General features: G+C 72.3%; 12 protein-coding genes. 6 read left to right on the top strand and 6 right to left on the bottom strand.

Annotation, left to right across the window (positions count from 1 at the left end; all coding sequences use genetic code 11):
- The first annotated feature begins 316 nt into the window (after window positions 1-316).
- Window positions 317-1,210, top strand: a complete 894-nt coding sequence (locus tag ACFW6B_RS12630) for an alpha/beta fold hydrolase (protein WP_386594966.1) — start codon at window positions 317-319, stop codon at window positions 1,208-1,210.
- A gap of 3 nt (window positions 1,211-1,213) precedes the next feature.
- Here ACFW6B_RS12630 and ACFW6B_RS12625 read toward each other — a convergent pair whose 3' ends face one another.
- Window positions 1,214-2,110 (bottom strand): NYN domain-containing protein, encoded by an 897-nt coding sequence (locus ACFW6B_RS12625; protein ID WP_386594964.1) that lies wholly within the window; start codon window positions 2,108-2,110, stop codon window positions 1,214-1,216.
- A 228-nt stretch (window positions 2,111-2,338) separates the two neighbouring features.
- Here ACFW6B_RS12625 and ACFW6B_RS12620 point away from each other — a divergent pair, with 228 nt between their 5' ends.
- Entirely contained in the window at window positions 2,339-2,491 is a 153-nt protein-coding gene (locus ACFW6B_RS12620) for a hypothetical protein (protein WP_189920017.1), read from the top strand.
- A 153-nt stretch (window positions 2,492-2,644) separates the two neighbouring features.
- Here the strand turns inward: ACFW6B_RS12620 and ACFW6B_RS12615 are convergent, their stop codons facing one another.
- The 4 genes from ACFW6B_RS12615 to ACFW6B_RS12600 form a co-directional block, all read right to left on the bottom strand.
- A complete protein-coding gene (locus ACFW6B_RS12615; RefSeq protein WP_386594962.1) occupies window positions 2,645-3,250 on the bottom strand; it encodes a MarC family protein in 606 nt (201 codons plus the stop codon).
- A 549-nt stretch (window positions 3,251-3,799) separates the two neighbouring features.
- On the bottom strand, window positions 3,800-4,657 hold the full coding sequence (locus ACFW6B_RS12610) for a PHP domain-containing protein (protein ID WP_386594959.1): 858 nt from the start codon (window positions 4,655-4,657) through the stop codon (window positions 3,800-3,802).
- A 350-nt stretch (window positions 4,658-5,007) separates the two neighbouring features.
- Entirely contained in the window at window positions 5,008-5,649 is a 642-nt protein-coding gene (locus tag ACFW6B_RS12605) for a DUF6758 family protein (RefSeq protein ID WP_386594957.1), read from the bottom strand.
- Between the two features lie 347 nt (window positions 5,650-5,996).
- A complete protein-coding gene (locus ACFW6B_RS12600) occupies window positions 5,997-6,581 on the bottom strand; it encodes a suppressor of fused domain protein (RefSeq protein ID WP_386594955.1) in 585 nt (194 codons plus the stop codon).
- A 615-nt stretch (window positions 6,582-7,196) separates the two neighbouring features.
- Between ACFW6B_RS12600 and ACFW6B_RS12595 the strand changes: the two genes are divergently transcribed.
- Both ACFW6B_RS12595 and ACFW6B_RS12590 read left to right on the top strand, forming a co-directional pair.
- Window positions 7,197-8,309, top strand: a complete 1,113-nt coding sequence (locus ACFW6B_RS12595; RefSeq protein ID WP_386594953.1) for a magnesium and cobalt transport protein CorA — start codon at window positions 7,197-7,199, stop codon at window positions 8,307-8,309.
- A gap of 24 nt (window positions 8,310-8,333) precedes the next feature.
- Entirely contained in the window at window positions 8,334-8,876 is a 543-nt protein-coding gene (locus tag ACFW6B_RS12590; RefSeq protein ID WP_386594951.1) for a hypothetical protein, read from the top strand.
- A 94-nt stretch (window positions 8,877-8,970) separates the two neighbouring features.
- On the opposite strand, the gene ACFW6B_RS12585 is transcribed toward ACFW6B_RS12590, so the two are convergent.
- A complete protein-coding gene (locus tag ACFW6B_RS12585) occupies window positions 8,971-9,726 on the bottom strand; it encodes a hypothetical protein (protein ID WP_386594949.1) in 756 nt (251 codons plus the stop codon).
- A gap of 187 nt (window positions 9,727-9,913) precedes the next feature.
- On the opposite strand from ACFW6B_RS12585, the gene ACFW6B_RS12580 reads away from it, so the two are divergent.
- On the top strand, window positions 9,914-11,365 hold the full coding sequence (locus tag ACFW6B_RS12580) for a magnesium transporter MgtE N-terminal domain-containing protein (protein ID WP_386594947.1): 1,452 nt from the start codon (window positions 9,914-9,916) through the stop codon (window positions 11,363-11,365).
- Entirely contained in the window at window positions 11,349-11,945 is a 597-nt protein-coding gene (locus ACFW6B_RS12575; protein ID WP_386594945.1) for a DUF1003 domain-containing protein, read from the top strand. Before ACFW6B_RS12580 ends, ACFW6B_RS12575 begins: the two co-directional genes overlap by 17 nt.
- The last annotated feature ends 2 nt before the right edge of the window (window positions 11,946-11,947 follow it).

Here is an 11,947-nt window from a genome sequence, read left to right as displayed (position 1 = left end):
CGCACCCGCAAGGCCGTCGCCGACGCCGAGATCCCGGCCCAGGCCGCCGAGGCCACGGAGACCAAGCCCGCCACCCGCCGACGCACCCGCAAGGCGGTCGCCACGGAGCCCACGGAGAGCTGATCTCCCGTCCGACGGCCCGGTCCCCCATCCGGTGGGGCCGGGCCGTCGGCGTTCCCCCGTCTCCCCCGTCTCCCCCGTGTCACCGCCCCGGCTCTCGCGCCGCCCGCCGGCGGCGGTGGACTTCACACGGCACCGGCCCGGGAGCGACGCACCCGTCGGGCGGCCGTCACCGACGCCCGATAGCCTCCTCCGCATGAGCAGGCCCTACACGTTCGTTCCGCCCGCCGGTGTCCGCGCGTACCGGTTGTCCACCGCGCGCGGCGAGTTCGCCGTGCTCGACGCCGCGCCGGAGGGACGGTCCAGGGGGACCGCCCTGCTGCTGCCGGGGTTCACCGGGAGCAAGGAGGACTTCATCGCGCTGCACGCGCCGTTGGCCGCCGCGGGCTACCGCACGGTGGCCGTGGACGGGCGCGGGCAGTTCGAGACCCAGGGCCCCCGGGACGACGAAACGGCTTACGCACAGCGCGAGTTGGCGCAGGACGTGCTCGCACAGGCCGCCTCCCTCGACACTCCGCTGCACCTGGTGGGGCACTCGCTCGGCGGTCAGATCGCGCGTGCCGCGGTGCTCGCCGACCCGTCGCCGTTCGTGTCCCTGACGCTCATGTCCTCCGGCCCCGCGCAGATCTCCACGGCCCAGCAGCAGCGCGTCAAGCTGCTGCGGGACGCGCTGGCCGTGATGAGCATGGCCGAGGTGTGGGAGGCGATCCAGGCGATGGAGTCCCCCGAGGAGACCGACACGGGCGGGCTGGACGCGGGGCTCGACGATCTCGCCGGCCTGCGCCGCCGCTGGCTCGGCAACAGTCCCGCCCAGCTCGTCGCCACGGGCCGCCAGCTGTGCGACGAGCCCGACCGTGTCGACGAACTGGCCGCCGTCCCCCTCCCGAAGCACGTACTGTCCGGCGAACGTGACGACACCTGGCCGGTTTCCCTGCTGGACACGATGGCCGTACGACTGGACGCGCACCGCACGGTCGTCGAGGGGGCGGAACACTCCCCGAACGCCGACCAGCCCCTGGAGACCGCCCGCGCCCTGGCCGCGTTCTGGGACGGCACACGGGCCGTGGACGCTCCCAACGGCGTCGGCTAGGCCCTAGTACTGCGCCTGGAGGTGCTCCCAGAGGCCGTCGCGCAGCGCGCGGCGCAGGTCCGCCTGGCCGCGCAGGGAGTACTGGAGCAGTCCCTCGGCCTCGACCAGGAGGTCCTGGTCGACCGAGCCGGGGAGATACGGGTGCCCGGGCAGCAGCTCGGCCAGGGATTCACGGCCGCGTGCGGCCAGCCACTTCGCGGCGATCTGGGCGCCCACGAAGCGCACGTCCTCCCGGGTGGGCCGGACCGCCGCCGCCGGGTCGTACGACTGGGCGGTCCGCCTGGCCACGTACGGCTTGAAGAAGTCGAGGTCGAGGGTGCGCTGGCTGTCGACCTCCCAGAGGAGCGGCTCGGCCTGGTTGCCGCCCTCAGGCGCCTCGACGCCCCAGAGGTGGACCCGGGCGCCGTACCCCTGTGCCGCCTCGACCGCGGAGACGAGGTCCTCGTCGCCGCCGAGCAGTGCCGCGTCGCTGATGGCGCGGTGCCGGGCGAGGGACTCCAGGTCGGAGCGGATGAGCGAATCGACGCCCTTCTGCTGGTTGTTGGCGTTCAGGTTGCCCAACCGGACCTTCACGTCCGGGAGTTCGGCGATGGACTGCTGCTCGGCGGTGTGGATGCGGCGCCGTGCGCCGTCGTACCAGTAGACGCGCAGCAGCCGGCTGTCGGCGAAGATCGTGCGGGCGCGGTCAATGAGCGCCTCGATGAGGCCCTCGGTGTCCAGGTCGAACGAGCGGCGGTCCTCCGTGCCGGCGACGAGACGCCCCGCGGCCGCGTACAGATATCCGGCGTCGACGAAGATCGCGTGGGTCGAGGGGGTCTTCGCGACCTCGGCGAGCATGCGCTGAAGCAGCTCGTTCGTACGGTCTATGCGGGCGGCGAGAGCCGCGTGGTCGTCGTTCATCGATTCCATTGTCCCGGCGGTCACGCTGCGAACACAACCGGCGCCGTTCGGTCTCCGCCACCCGGACTACCGGCCAGTAATTAGGTTCTCGAAAAATTTCCTTAGCGTAGGGAATGTTTGTAACACACACCCCGTTGACTCCCTACGTGAGCGGGTGCGGCAACGCCTCGCTCACCGCACACTCGAGTAGTTCTCCTCAGGAGGATGACCAGACGAAGGGAGAAGCCCATGCGCTTCGAAATCATGCGACTCGACGATGTCGACGGCACGCCCGTGGACAGCACTGTCGTGGACGCCGCCTCCGTCAACCGGATCGTTCAGCAGGCCGCCGCCATCGGGCAGCGACTGTGGATCCGCCCGGCCGGCACGACCGCCTCATAACGACGACGACCGTCCGCTCCGCCGTACGAGGACGTGCCGAAGGCGGCCTCGTGGAAGCGAGGGGCGCAGCGGGCAGCAGGACGCTTCACAGACTTCGGAGCCCCGCACGGCGAGACGCCGTGCGGGGCTCCGCGTGTACGCGGCGCCGGACCGTCAGCTCCCGTGGATCACCTGGATCACGCCGTTGATGATCTGCTGCACCGCGATGGCGGAGAGCATCATGCCCGCGAGCCGGGTCACGAGGACCACTCCGCCGTCCTTGATGACACGGATGATCAGCAGCGAGTAGCGCATCACGACCCACAGCACGACGTGGATCGCGAGGATCGCGGTCCACACGGACACCTGGGTGGCGACCGAGTCCGCCTTCTGCACCGCGAGGATCACGGACACGATCGCGCCGGGCCCGGCGAGCATCGGCATCCCGAGGGGGACGAGGGCGACGTTGACGTCCTTGGTCTGCTTCGGCTCGTCCGTCTTGCCGGTGAGCAGGTCGAGGGCGATGAGCAGGAGCAGCAGTCCGCCCGCGATCATCAGCGCGGGCACGGAGACGTGCAGGTAGTCCAGGATCTGCTGCCCGAGGAGCCCGAAGACGGCGATGACGCCGCCGGCGACGCAGACCGCCTGCACGGCCATCCGCCGCTGCACCCGCGCGGGGCGGCCGGCGGTGAGCGCCAGGAAGATCGGGGTGACCCCGGGGGGATCCATGATGACGAAGAGCGTGAGGAAGAGGGAACTGAAGACGGCGACGTCGAGCATGGTGGGGAAAACCTTGCGAGGTGGTGGGAGGAGGTGGACGGGTCTTCCGGCCACCGTTTCGGGCGGTCGTCCCGCGGGCGGGACGGGGCGGCACGGCCGGCGGTGCCGGATGCCTGGGAACGGGCCGGTGGACACGGTTCGGGGTTCCGGCCGGACGGGGTGACGCGGACGCCGGACGTACGGCACCGGGCGGGTGCGGTCCGCCGCGTGGCACGGACGTACGCGCCGGGCGAGCGCCGGGTCCGTCGTACGGCCCGGAGCGCGCGCCGAGCGGGTACCGGTCCGCGGTGCGCGCCGCGTCCCGCGAGCACGGCCCGGAACGCACGGCCGGAAAGCACGGCCCTGCCACGATCCGGGACAGGAGCGGGCGCGGGCGTCAGACCGACGGCGGGAGAGCGCGTACCAGGGGCCTTACGGCACCGGTCCGGTCCGTACGGGCCTCACGCGCCGGCCCCGACGGAGCGGCCCGTCGGCGCGACCGCGGACGCGGACGGGCGGCCCCGGTCACAGGACCGGGCCGGCCCCGCGAGGCGCGGAACGTCCGGGGGTTCAGGCTCCGCCCGCGCCCGGTACCGGGAACGCCCCGGTGGCGCGGCGGGTGATCTCCCCGTAGACCTCGGGGTCGGTCGTGAACTCCCCGAGCACACAGGTCTTGCGGCCGCCGTGGTAGTCGGACGAGCCCGTGACCAGCAGCCCCAGTTCGGAGGCCAGACCGCGCAGCCGTGCCCGGGTGGCCGGTTCGTGGTCCATGTGGTCGACCTCGATGCCGTCGAGGCCCGCGCCGGCCAGCTCCGCGATCACCGACTCCGGCACGGTCCGGCCCCGTTTGGCGGCGGCGGGATGGGCGAAGACGGTGACCCCTCCGGCAGCCTTGACCAGCCGGACCGCCTCGAAGGGATCGGTCTCGTGCTTGGGGACGTAGGCGCGGCCCCCGTCGGCCAGCCACTGCTCGGTGAAGGCGTCGGAGACGCTGTCGACGACGCCCAGTTCGACCAGCGCGGAGGCGACGTGCGGGCGGCCGACCGAGCCGTCGCCCGCGATGCGCGCCACCTGCTCCCAGGTGATCGGCACACCGAGTTCCCGGAGCCTGGCGATCATGCCCTGGGCCCGCGGCACCCGGTCGTCCCGCACCAGTTCGCGCTCGGCGAGCAGGTCGGCGTCCTCGGGGTCGAAGAGGTAGGCCAGCATGTGCATGCTGATGCCGTCGATCCGGCAGGAGAGTTCGGCGCCCGTGACGAGGGTGAGCCCCTCGGGCAGTGCCGCGACGGCCTCGGCGTGACCGCGCGTGGTGTCGTGGTCGGTCAGCGCGACGACGTCCAGACCGGCCGCGGCGGCGCCTCGCACCAGCTCGGCCGGGGTGTCCGTACCGTCGGAGGCGGTGGAGTGGGCGTGCAGGTCGATGCGCACTACGCGGACTCCAGGCGGTGACGGAACGGGCGGGACGCTCAAGGATAACGGGAATCCGACCCCCGGTGTCACACCCGCTCCAGGGGAGCGCCCCCTACACTCCCCGACGTCCGGACACACGCGCTCCCCCCGCACCGCACGGCATCCGGACACACGCGCCCCGCCCCACCGCACGGCATCCGGGCACACCCGCCCGCCACGCTCCCCCGCGTCCGGATACGCCGGGGCCGCCACCCGCACCGCACGGCATCCGGGCGCACCCGCCCGCCGCACCCTCCGGTGTCCGGGCACGCCGGGGCCGCCACCCGCACGGCCGGGCACGCCCCGCCCGGGTGCCGCGCGGTGCCGCGCTACGGCTCCAGGATGCGCGGCGACAGCGCACCGCACGGCAGCAGGTCGACCTCCGCGCCCGCGTCGCGCAGATCGGTCAGGACCAGTTCGTCGTACATCAGCAGCCCGGTCTGCTCGGGCCAGACGACGGCCCACAGCCACAGCCCCCGCGCCTCGCCCGCGAAGACGGCGCGGTCGTCGGGGGAGCCGGAGACGTGCCAGAGCGGGGTGGGCCGGCCCGCCGCGAGGACCTTCGCCTGGGGCGGCTTCTCGACGTCCATGTACGGGCCGGGGTCCGGTCCGTCCATGCCCGCGTACCGCGCGCCGAGACCGACGCCCAGCTCCTCGGCGACGAGGATCAGCTCACCCATGCCGCCCAGCGGGCCGGGCCCCGAGCAGGCGATGACGGTGGCCCTGCCCCCGCTGCGGTCGTCCCCCGCGAACGCCGCCCCGGTGAACAGCCAGCCGACCGGAAGCGGCCAGGGCATCCAGACCGGCACCCGGGCGCGGTGCACGACCACACCGAGGGCCTCGACGCTGGGCGGGATCACAGGCTGCAGCGGATGCACCGTGCCGTGGACATCGCACTGCCAGGAATCGGCAAAGAGACCGGGAGCCCTGACCCGGCCACCACACTTCGGGCAACTGGGTTCGCCCCTCATAGGGCTCAACGGTCCTCCCCGTCCTTGCCCGCGTCAAGGACGATCACCCGTCCGGCACGGTCGGCCACGCCAAAAAACTACGTGCGGCTCACATCCACCAGCCCGCCCGAACCATTGTGTGCATAACGCAACGATCCGGTCGGAGCGCAGCGGAGGAACCTATGGAGAGGGCCCATGGAGAGGCCCCCGGGGAAAGGCCCCGGGGGAGAGACCTCACGGAGGGGACCGAGGAGGGGACCCTGGAGGAACCCGCGAACGACACCGTCCGCACGGAACCGGCCCTCGCCGACCGGGCGGCCACGAGCGGGACTTGACGCCCCGCCGCACGCACCCCCGCCCGGGACCGGTCAGTCCAGGGGAACGGACTTGCGCAGCGGATCGCGCAGGTCCGTCCCGCCGTTCAGCCAGCGCTCCTGGAGGGCGCCGGCACCGTGGACGCGCTTCCAGGCGGCCTCGTTGGGCGTCATGGGCAGCAGCGGCAGGAAACGTACGGGATCGGCGGGGGCGTCCAGCTCCAGGTCCTCCACCAGACCGCCGGACTCGGCGACCAGGACGGAGGTGAACGGCGCGCCGGGCCACAGGGGTTCACCCACGTCGAGCGAGGCGCCGGGGGCCACGACCAGACCCTCGACCTGAGGGGAGGCGGCGAGCACGGCCAGCGGGCGGAGCGCCTTGTCGGTGTCGGCCCCGCCCGGACGGACCGAGAGGACCAGTTCGGCGCGCGGCCCCTTCACCGGATCGGCGAGCACGGCGGTGGGGTCCGTCATCGGCTGGGCGGACATGCCGAGCGTGGCGTAGCGGACGATGTCGCCCTCCGTGAAGCGCAGCACCTCGATGCGATCGGTGCCCAGGAAGGTGACCGCGGCCCGCGCGTCGGGTTCGCCCAGCGCGGAGCGCAAACGGGCCTCGACCAGAGGAAGAACATCAGCCATGAATCGAGCATAGGCCGCGTCAATTCCGCCATGGAGCACCGGACCCCGGTCAACAACGCGCAAAGCGGGGTCTTGACGTATCGGTGCGCTGATACTCTTGGCCGCTGGTCGGAGCAGTGCATGACTGAGGGCCCCAGGCCCTCATGGCGCCACGGGAGTTGCTCCCGTACTCCGGCACACTGAGACTGATCTGACTCCCCTTCGGAGGGAGCCGGACTCCCCTGCGGGGGATGGATCGTCCCCCACGGGGGACCGACCGGAGGAGGTGGGGCTGCAATGGACCGAAGTCGATCGTGCAGTACCACCCGCTCTTCCGGTCACTGAGTTCCCAGCTGGTCCCGCCGGACCTTCCGGCCCGCCGGCTGTCGCTTACCGCAATCGTGTGCACACGTGTCAGCGTTGCCCGGTGCACCACGGAAGAGCGCTTCGTTTCCGCCTGATCTGTCCGATCTGAACCCCTGATCTGTCCGATCTGAATCAGTAGCGAAGCTGCCACCGCGACGGTGCGGTGCTCCCCGCTTTGTGGACGTGCCAAACATCCGCAGTCAGGACGTCCCCATTCCGGGTAGTTCCAACCGTCGCCCGGCCGCCTCCGCCCGCGAGAAGGAGCCTGCCATGTCGATGATCCGTGACCTGCGCGCCGCGGTCCGCCCCCGTCCCTCCCTGCGCAAGGAGAGTGGCTCGTACGACACCACCCGTGACCCCGGCACCCCGTCGGCCGTGGTCGACTGCGCCGTCTACCGCGACGGCGCCCGCGTCGAGACCCGCACCCCGCTCACCCCGCAGGAGGCCATGCGCCAGGTACGGCGCGACGGCGGCTTCGTGTGGATCGGCCTGCACGAGCCCACCGAGGACGAATTCGCCGGTATCGCCCGCGAGTTCGGGCTGCACCCGCTGGCCGTGGAGGACGCGGTCCAGGCCCACCAGCGGCCCAAGCTGGAGCGCTACGACGACTCCCTGTTCACCGTCTTCAAGACCATCCACTACGTCGAGCACGACCGGCTGACCGCGACCAGCGAGATCGTCGAGACCGGCGAGGTCATGTGCTTCACCGGAGGGGACTTCTTCATCACCGTCCGGCACGGCGGGCACGGATCGCTGCGCGGGCTGCGGCACCGCCTCCAGGACGACCCCGAGCTGCTCTCCAAGGGCCCCTCGGCGGTGCTGCACGCGATCGCCGACCACGTCGTCGACGGCTACATCGCGGTCGCGGACGCCGTGCAGGACGACATCGAGGAGGTCGAGACCGAGGTGTTCTCGCCGGGCCGGGGAGGCACCCCGCGCGGCACGGACGCCGGGCAGATCTACCAGCTCAAGCGCGAGGTGCTGGAGTTCAAGCGGGCGGTGTCACCGCTGCTGCGCCCCATGCAGCTCCTGAGCGAGCGCCCGATGCGGTTGATCGACCCCGACATCCAGAAGTACTTCCGCGACGTCGCCGACCACCTCGCGCGCGTGCAGGAGCAGGTCCTCGGCTTCGACGAACTGCTCAACTCGATCCTCCAGGCGAACCTCGCGCAGGCCTCCGTCGCGCAGAACGAGGACATGCGCAAGATCACCTCGTGGGCCGCGATCGTCGCGGTGCCGACGATGGTCTGCGGCGTCTACGGCATGAACTTCGAGTACATGCCCGAGCTGCACTGGCGCTACGGCTACCCCGTGGTCATGGGCGTCACGGTCGGACTCTGCCTCTCGATCCACCGCATCCTGAAGCGCAACGGCTGGCTGTAGGACGGGCTGGATAGTCTGGGCCCCATGACGCAAGAGCTGCTCGACCAGGCCCTCGTCGAGGAGGCCACCAAGAAGTCCGGGCTGATCTGGGTACGGGGCGCCGGCACGCCCTCGCCGGCCGGTCCGGACGGGGCGGCGCCCACCCGCGCGCTGTGGCACGTGTGGCACGACGGCGCGGCCTGTCTGGTCGGCGACGGGCCCGGCGAGCAGCCGCTGCCGGGCCTGGCCGACGGGGGGCACGCGGTGGTCACCGTGCGCAGCAAGGACAAGGGCGGACGGCTCGTCACCTGGTCGGCCACGGTCGTGGAACTCGCCTCGGGCACCCCTGAGTGGGAGACGGCCGTCGGGGAGCTCAAGGGCAAGCGGCTGAACGCCCCGGACGGCGAGGCCATGCCGGAGCGCTGGGCGCGTGAGTGCCGGGTGCTGCGCCTGGAACCGACGGGCGCGACCGAGGAACTGCCCGAGGGCTCGCTCGCCGAACCGCCGCTGCCGACCCCGGTGACGACCCGCAGGCCGGTTCCGGCCGCGCTGCCCCGCCTCCTGCTGAAGCGGCGCAAGCGCGGCTAGTGTGCCGCGGCAGGCACCAGGACCTGTCGCCCGGATCACGCGGCGGCGCGCGGGCCGGAGGGGGTGACCCGGCCGGGTGCGCGGCCGGGCGGGGTCATGACGTGGGGAGCTGCTGCCCGTAGTCGACCGTGTCCTTCTTCGGCGGTTCCGCCAGCGGGAAGTCCTTGCCCCAGTCGGTCAGCTTGAGGCTGCCGGCGTTGCCCGCCCGTCCGAGCAGGACCGGGTACGGGGTGCCCTTCAGGGAGACGTCCAGGGTGCCGCCCGCGCCCTTGTCGCCGGAGATGCGGATCGTGCGGACGCCGGACTGTTCGTGGTGGCCGTCCTTGGCGAGGGTGCCGTGCAGACCGAGCAGCCCTTCGAGCAGGACGTTCTTGTCGGTGAAGACGATGAAGCGCTTGTAGGCGGGGTCGCCGGTCGGCACCTTCACGTACATGCCCTCCAGCTTGTCCGCCGCCGCGGTGTCCGCCTTGCCGCCGTCCTTGCCGTCCTCATGGGCCCAGAACGCGGCGTCGGCCTTGAGGAAGAGGTGCTCGCCGACCCGCAGCAGGTGGAAGCCGGCCCCCTTCGAGGTGACCGAGCCGGTGGCGCCGTCGGACTTGAGGCGCATGTCGAGGGTGTACGTGGTGCCGCCCGAGACGACGGTCCCCGAGAGCCGCACGGTCGGCGCCTTCCCGGCCGCCGTCCTCGCCTTCGTCTGGATGGCGGCCGCGGACAGCTTGCCGACCCCGTTCGTGCCCGCGTCCGGATCCTCGCCGCCGCACCCCGTCAGTCCCGTACCTGTCACGGCCAGCGCGCACATCGCGGCCACCGTCACGGCTCTGCGGGTACGGCCCTGGGGAATTGCGGTCACAGGTGGGGCTGCCTCTCGTGCGCGGTCCTCAAACGGCGTACGGCAGCGTACCGGTGCGGTGCCCGCCCGGCGGAGGCAGTCCGTCCGGACCGCCCGCCAGGGCGTACCCGACCGGGACGGGCTAGCCTGAAGCCCACCCGAGCGGACAGACCGGCACAGAACGCATCGAAGCGAAGGAGGCGCGGGCATGGCCGCAGCCGCCCCCCGGATCTTCGTCTCGCACCTGTCCGGCGTCGCCGTCTTCGACCCGAACGGCGACCAGGTGGGCCGGGTGCGGGACCTCGTCGCCATGCTGCGCGTGGGACGCCGTCCGCCGCGCCTGCTCGGTCTCGTCGTCGAACTGTCCACGCGCCGCCGCATCTTCCTGCCCATGACCCGGGTGACCGGCGTCGAGTCCGGCCAGGTCATCACGACCGGCGTCCTGAACGTGCGCCGCTTCGAGCAGCGGCCCACCGAACGGCTCGTCTTCGGCGAGCTGCTCGACCGGCTCGTGACCCTCGTCGAGACGGGTGAGGAGGTGACGGTCCTGGACGTGTCGGTCCAGCAGCTCCCGGCCCGCAGGGAGTGGGAGATCGGCCGGGTCTTCGTGCGCAAGGGGCGCGCCGGCGCCTTCAGGCGCGCCAAGGGCGAGACGATGACGGTCGACTGGTCCTCCGTCACCGGTTTCTCGCTGGAGGAGCACGGACAGGGCGCGGAGAGCCTGCTCGCCACCTTCGAGCAGCTGCGGCCCGCCGACCTCGCGAACGTGCTGCACCACCTGTCGCCCAAGCGGCGCGGCGAGGTGGCCGCCGCGCTCGACGACGACCGCCTCGCCGACGTCCTGGAGGAACTGCCCGAGGACGACCAGATCGAGATCCTCGGCAAGCTCAAGGAGGAGCGCGCGGCGGACGTCCTGGAGGCCATGGACCCCGACGACGCGGCCGACCTGCTCGCGGAGCTGCCCACCGAGGACGTGGAGCGGCTGCTGAGGCTGATGCGGCCCGGCGAGGCGGCCGACGTCCGGCGGCTGATGGCGTACGCGGAACGGACGGCGGGCGGGCTCATGACCACCGAGCCCATCGTGCTGCGGGCCGACGCGACCGTCGCCGAAGCGCTCGCCCGGGTCCGCGACCCCGACCTGTCCCCCGCGCTCGCCGCCCAGGTGTACGTGTGCCGCCCGCCGGACGAGACGCCGACGGGCAAGTACCTGGGTACCGTGCACTTCCAGCGGCTGCTGCGCGACCCTCCGTTCACGCTGGTCGGCTCGCTGGTCGCCGACGACCTCCACCCGCTGGCCCCGGAGGACGAGCTGCCGGTGGTCGCCGGGTTCTTCGCGACGTACGACATGGTCGCGGCCCCCGTCGTCGACGAGAGCGGCTCGCTGCTCGGCGCGGTGACCGTGGACGACGTCCTGGACCACATGCTGCCCGAGGACTGGCGGGAGACGGAGTTCCACCTCGACGAGGGCGTGCACGAAAGCATGCACGCGGAGCGCGACGACGACCGCGACGGGCCCGGGACCGGCCGCGAGGACGCTCCCGGGGACGGACGCGGCCCCGAGGACGGACGCGGCCCCGAGGACGGACGCGGCCCCGAGGACCGGCTCCGGGAGCCGAACGGCCCGCGGGGCGGAGAGGGACACCATGGCGCCCGACCGTGAGGCCCGGGAGCGGGCCACCACGGGGGCGACGGCGGCCTCCCGCCCGCGCGCCCGGCTCGACCAGCCGAAACTGCCGAAGCTCAGGCTGCTGCCCGAGTGGGACCCGGAGGCCTTCGGGCGGCTCTCGGAGCGCATCGCCCGCTTCCTGGGCACCGGACGGTTCATCGTCTGGATGACCGTCGTCATCATCGTGTGGGTGGTCTGGAACATCTTCGCGCCGGGCGATCTGCGCTTCGACAACTACCCGTTCATCTTCCTGACCCTGATGCTGTCGCTCCAGGCCTCCTACGCCGCCCCGCTGATCCTGCTCGCGCAGAACCGGCAGGACGACCGCGACCGGGTCAACCTCGAACAGGACCGCAAGCAGAACGAGCGCTCCATCGCCGACACCGAGTACCTCACCCGCGAGATCGCCGCGCTGCGGATGGGCCTGGGCGAGGTCGCCACCCGCGACTGGATCCGCAACGAGCTCCAGGACCTGGTCAAGGAGCTGGAGGACCGCCGCCGCGACGGCCACGGGGGCGAGCGGGTCGTATTCCCGGCGGATCGGTCGCAGGGACGTGACGTAGACGACCGGTGACA

It is taken from the genome of Streptomyces sp. NPDC058751, assembly GCF_042746485.1.
In the GTDB taxonomy this organism is placed as follows: Bacteria; Actinomycetota; Actinomycetes; order Streptomycetales; family Streptomycetaceae; genus Streptomyces.
The sequence above is the reverse complement of the archived record's forward strand: the minus strand, read 5'-3'. Positions and strand labels throughout refer to the sequence as shown.